This window comes from Candidatus Eisenbacteria bacterium, from assembly GCA_026388185.1.
GTDB lineage: Bacteria > Eisenbacteria > RBG-16-71-46 > JAFGJU01 > JAFGJU01 > JAPLKG01.
The window spans coordinates 15,084-31,680 of sequence record JAPLKG010000017.1 but is presented as its reverse complement, the minus strand read 5'-3'; the positions used below and the strand labels follow the sequence as shown (position 1 = coordinate 31,680).

Below are 16,597 nucleotides of genomic sequence, written 5' to 3'. Positions count from 1 at the left end.
GAGATCCTCGTCCCGAAACTACGCTCGCGCCCGCCGAGCGGCCGTGCCGGATGCATCGCGCCTGTACCCGCCTCACGGCCACGCGAGAGATTACGATTCTATGACCATCAATATCCTGGTAGGGTCTACCGCGTCTTGCTCCTTCACACGGATTTCCTTCACTGTTCCGCCCGCCTGGGCGTAGAGCTCGTTCTGCATTTTCATGGCCTCTATCACCATGAGGGCCTGCCCCCGTTGTACCTTATCTCCGACTCTGGTTCTGATGTCCACGACGAGTCCGGGCATGGGCGTCTTGAGGTGATAGACGCCGCTCTCGGCGCTCGTTGCCGTCGTGGCGGCGGCCGTGGCCCACAGCTCTTCCTTGACGGAGATGCGATACAACTCGCCCTGGACGGAAACATTCAACCATTCGGCCTCGCGTCTCACGTCAACCTCGTAGGACTTGCCTGCTATCAGCATCGAGAAGACCGGACTGCCGGGGATCCTTCGTAGATCGACCTCGTATTTCTTTCCTCCGAGCCTCACCACGTGTCTTCCGTTCTGAAGCTCCACGTCCAGTTCGTACCGTCTCTTATCTACCGAGGCGATATACTTCATGAGGTCCTCTCAGCTTTCCGTAGAGCTTCCAGGCGCCACCTCGCGCCTTTCCTTCGCTTGTCGGAGGCACGTAGACTTTTTTCCCCTTCTCGAAGACGTCAAGCGTCGCAGAAATGAGGGCGGCCCTGAGGAGTTCTTCGTCCTCCATCGGGGTAGCTCCAGTAAAGTTCGCGTCTATGAAGTCGGCGTGTATGTTTCCTTTCTCAAACTCCTCCTGTTCCATTATCCACTTGTGGAAGGGGATAGTCGTCGCCACCCCGTCGATCAAATACTCGCGCAGGGCTCGCCGGGCGCGCTCCATGGCCTCATTCCTGGTGTTTGCCCAGACGACAAGTTTCGCCAGGAGCGGATCGTAATAGACGCTGACCTCGTATCCCTGGAAGATCCCCGTGTCGTTCCTGATTCCCGGACCTTCCGGAAGCCTGAGCCGTCGGATTCTTCCTGCGGAGGGAAGAAACGAGTTGTACGGGTCCTCGGCGTAAATGCGGCACTCGATCGCATGGCCGCGCGGGGAGATCTGGTCTTGCTCGAAGGACAGCTTCTCTCCCGCGGCGATGCGCAGTTGCTCTTTCACTATGTCTATGCCCGTCACGAGTTCGGTCACGGGGTGTTCCACCTGGAGTCGCGTGTTCATCTCCAGGAAATAGAAATCGCGCTTCTCGTCAACAATGAACTCGACCGTGCCGGCGTTTGTGTAGCCCACCGCTTTTGCGATTCTTAGGGCGGCCTCGCCCATCTGCTTTCTCATCGCGGGAGTCACTACGACCGAAGGCGTCTCCTCGATTACTTTCTGATGTCTCCTCTGAATGGAGCATTCTCTTTCTCCGAGATAGACGCAGTTGCCGTGCTTGTCGGCCAGTATCTGCATCTCGATGTGTCTGGGTCTGGGGATATATCTTTCGATGTAGAGCTCGTCGTTCCCGAAGGCCGCCTTGGCCTCGCCCCGGGTGAGTCGGATTGAGCTCTCAAGCTCTTCATCGCTTCTCACGACCCGGAGTCCCTTTCCACCTCCACCTGCCGCAGCCTTGACCATGATCGGATAGCCCAGCTTTTTGGCCGCAGCTTTGGCCTGCTTCAAATCTCTCGTGGCGGTGGTGGTGCCCGGAATGATCGGCACTTTGGCGGCGACGGCAGTTTTTCGGGCGACCAGCTTGTTTCCCATCGCCTTGATGGCGCTGCTCGGAGGGCCTATGAAAATCACCCGCCTCGCCTCACATTCTGCGGCAAAATCCTCGTTCTCCGCCAGGAAGCCGTAGCCGGGATGAATCGCGTCGGCCTTGACTTTCTTGGCCGTCGAGACGATGGTGTCTATTCTCAGGTAACTTTCTTCACTGGGCGGAGGTCCGATTCGGTAAGCTTCGTCGGCCAGTCTCACGTGCAGAGACTCTCTGTCAGCGTCTGAGTAGACCGCTATGGCGGTAATACCCGTCTCCTTCAGGGCTCTGATGATCCTGACAGCGATCTCTCCACGATTGGCAATGAGAACTCGTTTGAGCAACAGGTTTCTCCTGCCCCTACTGTGCGCGGGTGGTTGAACTCACGATCTTATCGCAACCCTATGCCGGGGTGGAGATGCACCAAGTATCCCACCAGCACCAGAAGACAGAACACCACCAAGAGCAAGGCCACTATTCTTCCAAGATTCATCCTTGACGCGCTCCCTTTCTGACCGCGCCGCGAGCGGCGTGACACACGACTTCAGACACCCGTGAGAACGAGCATCTTGGAGATCAGGCGTTTTCCACACCCAAATATAGCACTCGGTGTCTGTCTTTTCAAGGCGGACTGGAGGCGGCGCGTAACCGAGGCGCGCCACTCCCGCCCACATTCCGTGCTTGACCGGGCCGCGCGCCGGCGTTAGCTTTGGGTGCCGGTGCCGGTCGCGATTGGCGCGCACGACGAGTGCGGTTGGCTCAACTCTCACGCCCAGGCGATCTCGCCTCGGGCCCCCCAGCCCACGGGTTTTGCGCTTTGTACCAGGAGGTAGGAAAATGGGAAACGAAGCTCGGATCAGGGAGCTCAGAAGTCGCAAGAAGAAGGCCCTGCTCGGTGGGGGGGCCGAGAGAATTCAGAAGATTCACGCTTCCGGAAGGCTTACGGCCAGAGAGTCAATCGAGCTCCTGCTGGACAGAGGCACGTTTCAGGAGTTGGGTGTGTTTGTCACGCACAGGTGTCGCGACTTCGGGATGTATTCGAAGAGGATAACCGGAGACGGGGTAGTCGCGGGCCACGGCCGCATCGACGGCAGGCTGACGTACGTCTTTGCCCAGGACTTCACGGTCTTCGGAGGCACGCTCAGCGAGGAAAACGCAAAGAAGATATGCAACATCATGGATCTGGCATTGATGAACGGTGCGCCGATAGTGGGACTGAACGACTCCGGCGGAGCCAGAATACAAGAAGGCGTATCGAGCCTCGGGGGCTACGCGGAGATCTTTCTTAGGAACACTCTCGCCTCCGGTGTCGTGCCTCAGATTTCTGCAGTCTTCGGCCCCTGTGCCGGAGGGGCAGTGTATTCGCCCGCAATCACGGATTTCATCGTAATGGTGAAGGGCACGAGCCACATGTTTGTGACCGGCCCCGACGTGATAAAAAGCGTGACGAACGAGAACGTCACGTTTGAACAATTGGGCGGAGCGATAACGCACAGCACGAAGAGCGGGGTTGCGCATTTTGCGGCAGAAGACTGTCGCGACGGCATACAGCACATCAGGAAGCTTCTGAGCTACGTGCCGCAGAACAACATGGAAGATCCCCCCAGGACGGCGTGCACCGACGACCCCAACAGGATGGACCCGGAGCTGGCCGAGATTGTCCCCGACGATCCGAGCAAGCCCTACGACATCAAAGAGATCATAAAGAGGGTGGTGGACGACGGAGAGTATTTCGAGGTCCAGAAGGACTACGCGGAGAACATCACGGTCGGTTTTGCGCGCCTCGACGGGAGATCCGTCGGGATCGTGGCCAACCAGCCGAAGGTGCTGGCCGGCGTTCTGGACATAAAGTCGTCAATCAAGGCGGCGAGATTTGTGAGATTTTGCGATGCCTTCAACGTCCCCGTCGTGACTTTTGAGGACGTGCCCGGCTTTCTTCCCGGTACCGAACAGGAGTACGGCGGGATCATCAAGCACGGCGCCAAGTTGCTGTACGCGTACTGTGAAGCCACGGTCCCGAAGCTGACAGTGATTACCAGGAAGGCTTACGGCGGCGCATACGACGTCATGTCCAGCAAGCACGTGCGCGGCGACTACAACGTGGCCTGGCCCACTGCTCAACTCGCTGTCATGGGCGCCGAGGGCGCCGTCAACATCATGTATCGGAGAGAGATCGCGGAGGCCAAGGACCCGGAGGCCGCCAGAGCGAAATTCGTCGAGGAGTACAACGAGAAGTTCGCGAACCCATACATAGCAGCGGAACTCGGATACTTGGACGACGTCATAGAGCCCCAGGAGACGAGGCCGCGGCTCATAAGCGCCCTCGAGATGCTCCAGAACAAGAGGCAGAGCCTGCCTCCGAAGAAGCACGGGAACATTCCGCTTTAGTCGAAACTTCCGAGGGGAATCCGACGTATTAACCGCTAGGCCGCCCTCCGCTCGGTGACACCGCGATTGTGTCCGTTTTGCGGAGGGTGACGCCTTGCATGCGACGACCCAAGACGACCTGACTTTAGGACGGTGTGATTTTTGCAGGAGGTTCTCATGAAGACGAGAGTGCTTCTGTTTGGAGTTCTGTGCTTTGCGCTTCTGTTTTCTTCGTGCTGTTGCGTTGGTGGAGCACGCCACGACTGGAACCGGTACAAGAATGAGTTCGAGAAGTCGTACGCCATAAGGACTCCCGCGCGCGTCACCGTGAAAAATCTCGACGGTTTTGTTCACGTGAACGCGTGGGACAAGAATGAAGTCTCCGTCACAGGCGTGGTCAGCGTGAGGGCGGAAAACGAGAAGGATGCTCTCAAGTTGATGAAAGAAATAGACGTCATAATATCCCACGAGGACAATTCGCTCTCCATCAGAGTGGAAAGGAAGAGACACACGGAACTCTCGGAGTTGTGGCGCCTCGGGTCGGACTGGAAGGTCGACATCGAGCTGTCCGTTCCCAGAGAGTGTGCCCTCGCTGTTTCTACGGTCGACGGCGACGTGCGCGTGAGCGAGATCAAGGGTGCGCACAAACTCTCCACCGTGGACGGATCGATCGACGCCCAAGGTGTGGAGGGTGCAATCGAGTGCCGGACCGTAGACGGCGGCTGCTCGATCAAGGACGTCAGCGGAGACGTGAGCGTCAATACGACGGACGGTGGCATCAGGGTCCGAGGGATACTCTCGGGCTTGAGCGTCAAGTCGGTTGACGGAGGGATCCGCGTTGAGGCCGCCGAGGGCAGCGCGGTGTCACGACAATGGGTGCTCTCGTCCGTCTGCGGGTCGATAACGTTGGGCGTTCCTCCCTCCCTGTCGGCCGACCTTGAGGCCTCGACCACGGACGGACACATTTCTATCGCTGTTCCTGCCGAACTCAGCGCGATGACGGAGCGAAAGGTATCCGCAAGACTCGGACGTGGTGGCGGCACCGTCTCTGTTTCCACGACGGATGGTTCGATAAAGGTCAGAGCCAGCGGCGCCGAAGGGGAGGAATCCGGCGACTAGCTTGCCGTTTGTGTGCCGATCATGTACCGATACCGTCCGGATCAACTATGACCGCTTGACACCCCACATCCGTTGCTCTAGCATTCAGAGCCGACACTTCTCTCCGGTTTGTTGAGTCTGTCCCGGTCTTGCGAGGGTTCTTTCCGAAGGCTCTGCTTCATGCTCTTGAAATACGTTCCCGTTCTCATCTGGATAACACTCACGGCGTCCGCGGCACTGGCGGTGCTGGCTCTCTCCCACTTTCTCGGCCGCAAGAAACCCACCTCGGCCAAGCTTTCACCTTACGAATGTGGAATCGTCCCGAGTGGCGACGCAAGGAAGCCCATCCCCGTGCGGTTCTATCTGATCGCGATGGTGTTTCTGATTTTCGACATCGAGGCGGCCTTCCTCTATCCGTGGGCCGTGGTGTACCGAAGGATGCGTTTCGTCGGCCTGGCAGAAATGGGTCTTTTCATGCTTATTCTCTTCATCGGATATGTCTACCTGTGGAAGAAGGGCGTGTTTGACTGGGAGGATTGAGAGACGTGCAGGGAACTGAATTGTCCGAAAGCGCGCTCGAACTCACTGGAACCGGAGAACCCGTCACCAGAGTGAGGTTGAAGAAAGTCAGTGCTTGAGTACGTGTTGCTTGCGTTAATCAAGTCCGTCGTGGTTTTCGTGGCGCTGCTGCTCACGGTGGCTTATCTCACTCTTTTGGAGAGGAAGGTTGTGGCCCGCACACGGGTGCGCGTGGGACCGACCAGGGTGGATCCCGCGGGCATTCTGGAGCCCATCGCGGACGGGATAAAGCTGTTGCTCAAAGAGGACATTGTTCCGTCACAGGCGGACCGCCCCATATACATTCTCGCCCACGTTCTGTCGCTGGCCGCGGCGTTTGCCACGTTTGCCGTTATCCCGTTTGGCAACGAGATACATCTGTTCGGCCGCAAGATATCTCTCTCCGTTGCGGACGTGAACATCGGGGTTCTTTACGTGTTTGCCATCTCTTCGCTGGGAGTCTACGGCATCATATTCGGGGCCTGGGCTTCTAACAGCAAGTACCCGCTAATGGGAGGACTTCGTTCGGCGGCACAGATGGTGAGCTACGAGCTCTGCCTCGCCTTTTCCGTAATAGGCGTCGTCATGATCACGCGCTCAATGAGTCTCTCGGATCTGGTGGACGGTCAAGCGCACTTGTGGTTCCTGGTCCTGCAACCAATGGGCTTCTTGGTCTTCCTTGTGGCCTCGTTTGCCGAGGTGAACAGGCTTCCCTTCGACCTGCTCGAGGCCGAGAACGAGCTCGTAGGCGGGTTCCACACTGAATACGGCAGCACGAAATTCGCAATGTTCTTCCTCGGAGAATACGGAAACATGATCACGGCCTCGGCCATGGTCACGACACTGTACCTCGGCGGTTGGCAGGGACCCTTCCTGCCCCCCGTGGTCTGGTTTCTGGTGAAAGTCTTTGTCTTGTTGTTTCTGTTTGTCTGGGTGAGAGCAACGCTGCCCAGATTCAGATACGACCAGTTGATGAAGTTCAGTTGGAAGGTGCTCCTGCCGCTTTCCGTCGCGAACATCGTCGCAACGGGCGTTGTCCTCGCTCTGGTGGACTGAAGATGGAAACCGTTCTCGCAATACTAAGGGTTCGCAGAAGGGGGGGTCTAGTTGACCAACCTGCTCTTTTTTGTGGGTGCTCTGGTTGCGGTTAGCTCTGCGACACTGGTCGTATCGAGAAAAAACCCGGTGCACAGCGTTCTGTTCCTGGTCGTCTGTCTGTTGTCGCTCGCGCTTCTGTTTCTTCTCCTGAGCGCACAGTTCGTGGCGGCCTTGCAGGTGATCGTGTATGCCGGAGCAATAGTGGTGCTGTTCTTGTTTGTCGTCATGCTGCTCAACGTGAAGAAAGAAGTGACGGTTTTCCATTCGTCTTTGGCGCACAGGCTCGCGGCGGTTGTCCTGATGGTAGTGCTTCTAATCCAGACTCTCATCATAGCCGTTGCCGGCGCGATGTGGGTCAAGAAGGAGGCGTGGATGACGCAGCCGAGCCTGACCTTCGGCACGGTGCAGGCCGTCGGCAGGGAGCTTTTCGCACGCTACCTGTTCCAATTCGAAGTCGCCTCCGTTCTTCTTCTCGTCGCCGTCGTAGGTGCCGTCGTCGTCGTGAAGAAGAAAGAAACGTAGGAAGGAGGGGCGATGCCGGTGACACTCAGTCACTATCTTGCAGTCAGTGCCATGCTCTTTGTCATCGGAGTGAGTGGAGTTCTTCTCAGAAGGAGCCTGCTCGTGGTCCTGATGTCCGTGGAGCTCATGCTGAACGCGGCCAACCTGGCCTTCGTGGCTTTCTCGCGGGCGATCGGCAACATGGACGGACAGATAATTGCGCTTTTTGTGATGACGATAGCCGCGGCGGAAGTGGCGGTAGGGCTTGCCATCGTGCTGGCCGTCTTCAGGGTCAGGGAGACCACGAACGTCGACGAGATTCATGGTGCTGTTTTAGTGAGGCCGGCGGCGAGGCTTGCGTCTACGCTCTGGAGGTCGTTTGATTCGCCGGTCACGGGCGGCGCGGTGAACGGCTCGACCTCCGCGGCAAAAGCCGGAAGCAGAGCGTTGAGGCGCGTCCGAACAGGCGCGCTTCAGAGTTACGCTCTGTCGGTCGCCCTGGGTGCGATCGCCGTCCTTGCCTTCTGGTTGTTGAAGTAGTCGGTGCGAAAGGTCACACCGGCGTCGAAGCTGATCAGACGGGTCGTGGAATTGAATTAGACCGGAGATGTGATGGTAGGTTCCGAGACTTCGGTACTGCGATTTTCCGACATGGGTTTCGCTGCCGCCTTGCCTTTCACCATTGTGGTCGGCTCCGCGATCGTCGTGCTTCTGGCAGACATGTTGTTGCCGGTGAGGAGGAAGTGGATCCTGGTGTACGTTTCGTTGCTCGGCGTCGTGGTCGCAGCAATCTCGATCGCATTGTTGTGGGGCAGGAAAATCGACGGTTTCGGAGGCGCAATCAGCCTTGATAGGTTCTCCTCGTTTTTCTGGCTTCTGTTTCTGTTGGGGACTGCACTTGTGCTGCTAATTTCGTCCTCGTACGCAAGAAGGGAGAACATCCAGCGAGGAGAGTACTACTCACTCATGCTGTTCGCGACCTCAGGAGCGATGCTGATGGCGTCGGCAGGGGATCTGGTGGTCCTCTTCCTGGGTCTTGAGATCTTCTCGCTTTGTCTATGCGTGCTGAGCGGATTCTTCAGGGAAAGAAGTATCTCCGTCGAGGCGGCCGTGAAATACTTTGTCCTCGGAGCCTTTGCTTCCGGTTTCTTCCTCTACGGAATTGCGCTCTGCTACGGCGCCACCGGGAGCACGCTGTACACGAACCTACAATTTATGCTTTCCTCGGGTTCGCGGTTGCCGAGCCCGCTGGTGCTCGCTGCCTGCGCCATGCTGCTGGTGGGGCTCCTTTTCAAAGTCGGCTCCGTCCCATTCCACATGTGGATTCCCGACGTTTACGAGGGTGCGCCGACGTCGATAACCGGCTACATGTCGGTGATTTCGAAGGCGGCGGCTCTGGCGGCATTCATCAGGATCTTTGCCGTCAGCGTGCCCGTAATCCAGCTCGACCTCTCCAGGATTCTCTGGGTGGCGGCGGTGTGCACGATGACCCTGGGGAACGTCGTCGCCGTGGTGCAGACGAACATCAAGCGCATGCTCGCATACTCCAGCATCGCCCACGCCGGATATGTCCTCGTGGCTCTCACTGCCGGGACCGAGGCGGGTTACTCCGGCGTCCTTTTCTACGTCCTTGCCTACACGTTCATGACGATCGGGGCGTTTGGAGTGGTGACCCTATTGACACGGGCCGAGGTCGAGGCCGTCGAGATATCGTCTTTCTCGGGTATCGCCAAACGTCATCCTTTCCTGTCCGTGGCCATGGCGGTCTTCATGATCTCCCTCGCGGGGATCCCTCCTACGGCGGGCTTCTTCGGCAAGTTCTACGTATTCAGCGCCGCTGTTGGGGCCGGGTACGCGAGCCTGGCCGTCATCGGCGTCTTGAATAGTCTGGTGTCGGTATACATCTACATGAGAGTGGTGTTCCTCATGTACAAGAAGGAAGAATCCGAGGGAATAGAAGTCTCCTCGTCGCGGGCGACAATCGTGGCCCTTACGATCTGTGTTCTTGGCACAATTGTGATTGGGATTTTTCCGTCGGGTGTTGCGAGTCTTGTTGCCTCGGCGGTCGCAGCGATCTTCTAGAACCGCAATCAGAGCCTGCGCCGATCCTCGTACTTGCTCTCCTGCTTCTGCCGGTCCTGCTCACTTGCCGAGCACTGCAAGCGCGCCCTCCACGACCGACATGTTGTCGGTCCAGATTGCCTTTTTCTCGATGATCTCCTTGTTCTTTCCCGTGGCAGAAGCGATGAGTTGCTCGTTAGACAATGCACCTACGATTGCCTTGCCAAGCGGGGAAGGGCCTCCTAGCCCGAAGAGAAGCCCGTTTATTCCATTCTCAATCCACTCCCTGTTTCCTGCAATATTACTCACGACGGGGAACGTGCCGCAGGCCATGGCCTCGAGAAGAGAAACGGACGTGCTGTCTGACGTCGAGGTCGAGACGTAGATCGTGGCCTCTTTGAGAAGAGACGAGAGTTGAAGAGGGTCCAGCCATCCCGGGAAGCTCACGGATGCCGATATGGCGTAACGCTTCGTCGCCTCGACCAGCTTCTGCTGCTCCGAGCCGGTGCCGGCGATTACGAATCTGGCCCCCGGGACCGCTCTCAGGATCTCTGGGATGGCGTCGACGAGCTGTGAGACGTTGTAAAGCGGTCCGAGCTGCCTCGTGCTCACGATCAGGGGTTCCTTCATGGAGTGCGGGGTCCTTCCCTCCATGTTGAATATTGTGCTGTCGACACCCATGGGTACGGTGAGCACTCTTCCGGCCTCGATTCCGAAGGAGATTATCTTCTCCGTCATCATCCACGCGTCGGAGGTGACGAGGTCGGCCTTGGAGAGCACGTATCTTGTCCTCCAGCGATGAAATGGACTCTTCTTCGGAGCGACAAGAACGTCCGAACCCATCGTGGTTACGACGAGCGGCCTGGCGTTGAGTATGGCCGCAACAAGACCGTAGTTCGGTATGAAGAGGGCGTTCATCACGTCGGGGTCGAAGCTGCGCACCAGGCTCGAAACCAGGAGGGCGGAAAGAGGATACTTGGCGAAGGGGGGAAGCGGAGGCATGTGCACGTGATGAAATGGACACTTGAACTTCTGGCCCATTTCCAGGCTGATCACGAAGCAATCATGTCCTCTATCAACGAAGTAGTTCACCCACCTTGCCACATGATTCATCGAAGCGTCACCGAGAAAACAGATTTTCATCGCAAATCCCCACGTGAACCACGATTCAGTCAACAAAAGCACGTCAGACGTGTGTCCGCTCTTGCCCCCTTGCGTCTTGTCCTGCATGCTAGCATGCAGGACAAGCGGGCGTCAAGGACGCTCCCGCGGTCGCGGCGGCAAATCGCGGACGAGTACCGCGGGCTGTCGTCTTGACGTGTGACGATCCGGAGGCTCCGCCGATCCCGGCGCGACAGTCGGTTGACACGCGCGGGGCACTGTGCTATCAGTCACGCCGTCGGGGCACGATCGCGTCCGGACACTTCGGTGGCTTCTTGACCGTCGAGAAACAAGGAGGTCCAAGATGCATTGTGAAAGAGCGAGTTCCTGGGTTCTGATCGCGCTGTTTGTGAGCCTTCTCGTAGTGGGGGCCGGCTGTGGAAAAGAGGACACATCCGAGCCCGACGTGGACACCACGCCTCCCATTGTCAGTTCGGCCACGGGAATTGATGTGTACCACGTGGAAGTTGTCTTCAACGAGAAGGTCGAGGAGAGTTCGTCAGAGAACTCGTCCCACTACTCAATAACGCCCGCCGGCGGTGGCAGTCCGGTTACGATTTCGAGCGTGGTGCTTCTGGCTGACGAGAAGACAGTGTCCATCGAGACTTCCGCCCAAGCGTCCGTTTCTTACGTTTTGTCTGTGACGGCCGTGAAGGACCTGGCGGGCAATGCCATGGGCACTCAAACGCTCGGGTTCGAGGGCAGCAGCGAACTGGACACGACTGCCCCGGTCGTGGCAAGCACTGACCCGGAGGACGGCGAGCGCGGTGTGGACACTACGGCCACGGTCACGGCGGAGTTCAGTGAGAAGATGAATCGCACTTCCGTTGAAACCAGTTTTTACGTCCAGCGGGCTTCCGGCGGTGGAAACCTGGCCGGGAGTTTCGTGTGGGAGGCCGGCGACACGAGGGTCGTCTTTACGCCTGCCAGTCATCTGGGGAATTACGCAACGTATTACGCCGGCGTCAACACAGGTGCAACTGACGTGACGGGGAATCATCTTGCTTCGGCGTACGCATGGAGCTTTGTTACAGGGGACGCCGGCGCTGTCTCCGGAACCATCGAGTACTCCGGGACGCCTCCATACACGTCGGTGAACATAGTCGTATTCAGAGATCTCGGTTTTAGGGATCCGGTCGCATCTGCCATCATGGACGGGCCGGGCAGCTACACCATCGACCCCGTTCCGCCGGGCACCTGCTACGTAGGCGCGTTCATGGATCTCAATCTCTCCGGGGAGCCTGACGCCGGCGAACCGTGTGGCATGTACGATACCGACGATGATGCCCAACCCGACCCGATCACTGTCTCTGCCGGCCACACTCGGAGCGGAGTGAATTTCGAGCTCGAGTATCAATTCCAGTATTCCACCATCTCCGGTACGGTGTCGAAGGGAGAAGTGACGGAATCAGACACGACCTATGTTGTGTTCTTTGCGGATGATCCGACCCAGGGGGGCGCCGGGGAACCGGTTGACGTGCAGGTTTTGCCCTTGGGGTTTGGAGCCTACACCAGTTCACCGTTGTTCTTTGGCTGTTACTATGTGATGTGCTACATGGACACGAATCACAATCACAAACTTGATCCGGACGAAGGACCGCCGATCGAGCCGGTGGGCATCTACGGCGAGCTTGTGGGCGAAGAGCCGGTGTTAACGCCGATTCTTCTGATTACGGACACGGTCGGAATCAACATGACGTTGTTCTACTTTCCCTCTTCTCCGTAACCGATTCCGACGTTGTGGTCCAAGAGAGGTAATGATGGTTGATTGCCCGTCGCAGAAGAATAACCTGAAGAACTGTACGTGCACGTACGAACCCTGCGCGAGAAAAGGAAATTGTTGCGAGTGCATAGCGTACCACAGAAAGAGTGACGAGGCGCCGGGCTGTCTCTTTCCGACGGCAGCGGAGAGAACCTACGATAGGTCGTTGCGAAACCTTGCCAAGACCGTCAGGGGCTAGTAGCCTTTTTCCCTGTCAATCCGGAACAGAAGGGCCTCGCCCCTCGCGAATCTTTTCAGGTTGTCCGCGAAATGGGGCACGAATTCTTCCGGCTGTGTCAACGCGGCATAGTGCGGCGTGATAATCACGTTGGGGAGTCTCCACAGCGGGCTGTCTTCAGGAAGAGGTTCGGAGGCGAAAACATCGGAGACGTACCCTCCCAGTTTTCCCTCGCCGAGCACCCGAGCGAGGTCGTCTTCGTCGACTATTCGACCCCTGGAGACGTTGATTATCCAACACGTGGGCTTGAGCAAGGAAATCTCGTCTTTTCCTATCATTCCCCTTGTCTCCTCGGTGAGGGGGAGAGTGAGGACCAGAAAATCCAGGTGAGGCAGGAAACTTTCGAGTTCGTCTCTGCCAAGGATCCTGTCGGCTCCCCCTGAGGCTGCCTGGGTCCCCTGTGCCGGCGTCGCACCGGCCCGTTCAGCAGTCCTCCTCACTCCCCAGACGTTCATTCCGAAAAGTTTCGCCGCCCTTGCGACGTGGGTTCCTATCGTGCCCATCCCAAGAATCCCCATGAGCTTTCCGGAAAGCCTGAAATGCTCCGGCACGGACCACACTCTGTTGCGCGCGTTGAAGAGAATCTTCTCCATACCGAGCGACACGTACAGCGTGTAGCCCATCACGTATTCAGATATCGCTTCCGCGAAGATGGGAGGTGCCTTGGTAATCTGGACGTCGAGGGGCAACTCGGGCAAGAGCAGATGATCGACTCCGGCTCCGGTCGAGGCAAGCCACTTCAGGCCGGTGGCCCTCCTTATGATGTCTTTTGGAATGCGCCACGCGAGTATTGCCTCCGCGTCTTCGATCGAGGAGGGAAGGTCGTTCTTGTCTCTTGCGGCCACTATCTCAAGATCGGGAAGATCGTCCCTCACTTCAGCCCTGATCAAGGCTTCGTATTCGAAGGCCCTTGCATGTATTATCACAAGCTTCAAACGAACCTCCGCTCACTGGTCCGCACCCGGGTCGCCCTTTCTCATCTCTTGGAGTAGAGGACGACGTCCACGCCCTGAAAGTGAAACTCCCTTTCGGCGAGAAACATCTGTTGGAACAGTGCGGGCACTTTTCTTTCCGGATCCAAATTCCAAAGCCTGGATGTCACGAGCCAGACACGGTTTGCTTCTCGGGCCTTCTCCAGAACATAGTCACGCACCCTGGCATCGTTCCCGACCATTTCCGGATAGAGAGGCAAAAACGTGATTGGTGCTCCGCCCTGGCCCGAGTGGCCGTGTCGAAGATAATAGAGCAAAGGTTCGTACGTTCCCTCCGTGAACACCATATCGCCCGGCGCGAACTCCGCCTCAAGAGTCCTGGACGCGGCCCTGAAGTCGTCCTTTCCGTAGCGCGGCACCCGGTAGTAGTTCCACAAGGAAAGAAGCATTGTCCCGAGAACGAGGGCGCAAAGGGCCAGTCGCATCGCGGTCCCCAGGAAAGATACCATGCCCCGCCGCCTGACGGTTCCCTCCGGCTCACTCGCGCCAGGACCAACGGCTCTGGCTCCCCCGAGCCGCAGGCCTTCCGCGAGAAGCAAGACGAACGCCGGGTAACTCACCATTAAGTATCTGGGATTGAAGGGCTTGAAGTTCTTGATCGCAAAAAAGGAAACGACGACTAGTGGAAGTGCTATCCACACAAGGAGTAACGAAAGAAGCTTCGTCCTGTTTCTCAAGGAGATGATTCCCAGCAGTACGGCGAGCGAGAAGGCAATGGCTGCGGGGATAAGAACAGGACCGTAGTGAGCGAAGCTCGCGAGGCGTGCCGACTCGTGAAGCTCTGCGAGGCTGGGCCCGAAGGAATAGCCGAGAGAGAAGACGAAGAAGGTGTAGGGAACGGCAAACGGTGTGAACGTGGTCTGGCCCCGCAGGAATTCGGTGCCCACGTATGGCGCAGTCCTAGCGAGTCGGAGGAATTCGACCCTGTGAAGCATCTCGCCAAGCCAGGGAAGAAGGAGGAACGCCAAGATTACGTGCGCAAAGACGAGGCTTCGGAACGAGAGCTTTCGGCGTGAGATCAAGAAGAACACGTCCTGCACGGCCACTACGAAGACCGCGCTCATGTTGGACAGAAAGGCTGCGAAAGTGAAGAGCACGTACTTCCCGAAGCTCTTTCTATCGGGCTCGGAGAGAAGGTTCAAGAAACTCTCAAAGGACAGGGCCGAGAAGAAGAGCAACATGCTGTAGTTGCGGGCCTCCTGGGCATACCAGACGTGAAAAGGAGAGAGCGCCATCACCGCGAGAGCGACCGCGGCCGTTCGAGGGCCGGAGAGCCTGAGAATGAGCCTGTAGATCGCGAACAAGGAGAGGACGCTGAAGACGACCGAAGGAAATCTCAGCGCAAACTCGCTTTCCCCGGCCAGTCTCGTCCAGAGAAACATGACCAGCGAATGAAGCGGGCTGTGCAGATTCGTGAATACGTCCGCCGGAATGAACGGCGCACTGAAGCCACTCCAGAACAGCGTGAGCATCTCGTCCACCCAGATACTCTGGCTGGACAGGCGATAGAGCCTCAGGAAAAGCGCCAACAAGATCAGGAGAGCCACGTAGAGTCGCTGGTGGCGGTATCCGTCGGCGTAGTAGTCGAGCCGGTCCGTGCACCCGGGTGTGGTCGAGGAGAGGTTCGAACTCATCGTGCTGGCACAATATCACGCGAGGGTCTGACGGTCAAGACGTGACGAACGGCGAGCCACGAACGGCGTGCCGGTGCGATTCTCAATGCAATTGACATGACGTGCGGATTTGTGGGAAAGTTGTCTGTTTGGGCATCGGTGGGCTTTAAGCCCGTTCGGGAGGAGCAAGAACGCCATGAAAGACCGAAAACTGAGATTCGCAACGCTGGCGGTGCACGGTAGGGAAGGACACGAGAAGACCGAGAAACAGGTGCACGTCGATCCACTGTCCACCCCAATCTTTCAGAGCTCGACGTTCGCGTTCGAAAGCGCAGAGCAGGGCGCTGCCATATTCGCAGGCGAGCAAGAAGGTTACTACTACACAAGGCTGGGAAATCCCACGCAGGCAGTTCTCGAGAAACAGATGGCTCTTCTGGAGGGCGGAGAAGCTGCCGCTGCGACGGCCTCCGGAATGGCCGCGACAGTCTCGCTGGCGGTCAGTCTCGTCAAGAGTGGAGAGAGGATCGTCGCATCGGACACGTTGTACGGAGGCACACACCAGCTTTTCAGGAACACTTTCGAGCGCCTGAACCTCGAGGTCGTCGAAGTGGACGCTTCGGTACCTGAGAACGTCGAGCGGGCAATTGACGGAAGAACAAGACTCGTCTTCATAGAGACCCCGGCCAATCCGACCTTGAAGCTGATTGACATAGCCGCAGTAGCGTCAATCACGAGACGGCGTGGGATTGCGCTCGCCGTGGACAACACCTTCAGCACTCCTTACTACCAAAACCCGCTTCAGCTCGGCGCCGACTTTGTGGTCCACAGCGCGACGAAGTACATAGGCGGACACGGCGACACGGTCGCGGGCATCGTCGTGGGCCCGGCCCAGAAGATCAAGCAAATGAAAAAGGAGTTCGTGAGAGACCTGGGCGGATGCATCAGTCCTTTCAACGCCTGGTTGCTCCTGAGGGGACTCAAGACGCTTCACATTCGTATGGAAAGGCACTCGGAGAACGCTCTTGCAGTCGCGGAGTTCCTGTCCTCTCATCCCAAGGTGGAGAGAGTGTGGTTTCCCTGGTTGAGCTCGCACCCTCAGCACGCGCTCGCAAAGAGACAAATGCGCGGTCCGGGCGGCATGATAGCCTTTGAGGTGAAGGGAGGGAGGGACGCCGGGCGCAAACTCATGAACGGCGTCAGGCTGTGCGTTCTGGCAGTGAGCCTTGGAGACGTTGCAACCTTGATTCAGCACCCCGCGTCGATGACGCACACGGGTTACTCGAGACAGGAACTCGAAGAAGTGGGCATCACCGAGGGCCTCATAAGACTCTCCGTGGGTCTGGAAGACGCCGCAGACCTGATCTACGACCTGGACCAGGCGATGGAGCACATCTAGG

At 57.8% G+C, this 16,597-nt stretch carries 14 protein-coding genes and 1 pseudogene; 10 read left to right on the top strand and 5 right to left on the bottom strand.

Annotation, left to right across the window (positions count from 1 at the left end; translation table 11 throughout):
• Positions 1-90: 90 nt before the first annotated feature.
• Complete coding sequence (locus NTX17_09245) at positions 91-597, bottom strand: hypothetical protein (protein MCX5801555.1); 507 nt, start codon at positions 595-597, stop codon at positions 91-93.
• Positions 572-2,095: an acetyl-CoA carboxylase biotin carboxylase subunit gene (gene accC, locus NTX17_09240; GenBank protein ID MCX5801554.1), complete on the bottom strand. Its 1,524-nt coding sequence runs from the start codon at positions 2,093-2,095 to the stop codon at positions 572-574. Before accC ends, NTX17_09245 begins: the two co-directional genes overlap by 26 nt.
• A 493-nt stretch (positions 2,096-2,588) precedes the next feature.
• Here accC and NTX17_09235 point away from each other — a divergent pair, with 493 nt between their 5' ends.
• The 7 genes and pseudogenes from NTX17_09235 (at position 2,589) to NTX17_09205 (ending at position 9,455) form a co-directional block, all read left to right on the top strand.
• Positions 2,589-4,139, top strand: a complete 1,551-nt coding sequence (locus NTX17_09235; GenBank protein ID MCX5801553.1) for an acyl-CoA carboxylase subunit beta — start codon at positions 2,589-2,591, stop codon at positions 4,137-4,139.
• 156 nt (positions 4,140-4,295) lie between these two features.
• Positions 4,296-5,237 carry a DUF4097 family beta strand repeat-containing protein gene (locus NTX17_09230; protein MCX5801552.1) on the top strand — a complete coding sequence of 314 codons (942 nt, stop codon included), beginning with the start codon at positions 4,296-4,298 and terminating at the stop codon, positions 5,235-5,237.
• Positions 5,238-5,396: 159 nt separating this feature from the next.
• A complete protein-coding gene (locus NTX17_09225; protein ID MCX5801551.1) occupies positions 5,397-5,756 on the top strand; it encodes an NADH-quinone oxidoreductase subunit A in 360 nt (119 codons plus the stop codon).
• A gap of 90 nt (positions 5,757-5,846) precedes the next feature.
• Entirely contained in the window at positions 5,847-6,830 is a 984-nt protein-coding gene (gene nuoH, locus NTX17_09220) for an NADH-quinone oxidoreductase subunit NuoH (GenBank protein MCX5801550.1), read from the top strand.
• A 51-nt stretch (positions 6,831-6,881) separates the two neighbouring features.
• Positions 6,882-7,394, top strand: coding sequence for an NADH-quinone oxidoreductase subunit J (locus NTX17_09215; GenBank protein MCX5801549.1), 513 nt, complete (start codon positions 6,882-6,884; stop codon positions 7,392-7,394).
• Positions 7,395-7,406: 12 nt separating this feature from the next.
• Positions 7,407-7,691, top strand: a pseudogene (gene nuoK, locus NTX17_09210) (NADH-quinone oxidoreductase subunit NuoK).
• 294 nt (positions 7,692-7,985) lie between these two features.
• Positions 7,986-9,455: an NADH-quinone oxidoreductase subunit N gene (locus NTX17_09205; protein MCX5801548.1), complete on the top strand. Its 1,470-nt coding sequence runs from the start codon at positions 7,986-7,988 to the stop codon at positions 9,453-9,455.
• A gap of 60 nt (positions 9,456-9,515) precedes the next feature.
• Here the strand turns inward: NTX17_09205 and NTX17_09200 are convergent, their stop codons facing one another.
• Positions 9,516-10,577, bottom strand: a complete 1,062-nt coding sequence (locus NTX17_09200; protein ID MCX5801547.1) for a glycosyltransferase family 4 protein — start codon at positions 10,575-10,577, stop codon at positions 9,516-9,518.
• Between the two features lie 322 nt (positions 10,578-10,899).
• Here NTX17_09200 and NTX17_09195 point away from each other — a divergent pair, with 322 nt between their 5' ends.
• Entirely contained in the window at positions 10,900-12,321 is a 1,422-nt protein-coding gene (locus NTX17_09195; GenBank protein ID MCX5801546.1) for an Ig-like domain-containing protein, read from the top strand.
• A gap of 34 nt (positions 12,322-12,355) precedes the next feature.
• A complete protein-coding gene (locus NTX17_09190) occupies positions 12,356-12,556 on the top strand; it encodes a DUF6485 family protein (GenBank protein MCX5801545.1) in 201 nt (66 codons plus the stop codon).
• On the opposite strand, the gene NTX17_09185 is transcribed toward NTX17_09190, so the two are convergent.
• Together NTX17_09185 and NTX17_09180 are read right to left on the bottom strand one after the other, a co-directional pair.
• Positions 12,553-13,521 (bottom strand): D-2-hydroxyacid dehydrogenase, encoded by a 969-nt coding sequence (locus NTX17_09185; protein MCX5801544.1) that lies wholly within the window; start codon positions 13,519-13,521, stop codon positions 12,553-12,555. The two genes, NTX17_09190 and NTX17_09185, sit on opposite strands and share 4 nt — an antisense overlap.
• A 50-nt stretch (positions 13,522-13,571) precedes the next feature.
• On the bottom strand, positions 13,572-15,221 hold the full coding sequence (locus NTX17_09180; protein MCX5801543.1) for a glycosyltransferase family 39 protein: 1,650 nt from the start codon (positions 15,219-15,221) through the stop codon (positions 13,572-13,574).
• Between the two features lie 175 nt (positions 15,222-15,396).
• On the opposite strand from NTX17_09180, the gene NTX17_09175 reads away from it, so the two are divergent.
• Complete coding sequence (locus NTX17_09175) at positions 15,397-16,596, top strand: aminotransferase class I/II-fold pyridoxal phosphate-dependent enzyme (protein ID MCX5801542.1); 1,200 nt, start codon at positions 15,397-15,399, stop codon at positions 16,594-16,596.
• The last annotated feature ends 1 nt before the right edge of the window (position 16,597 follow it).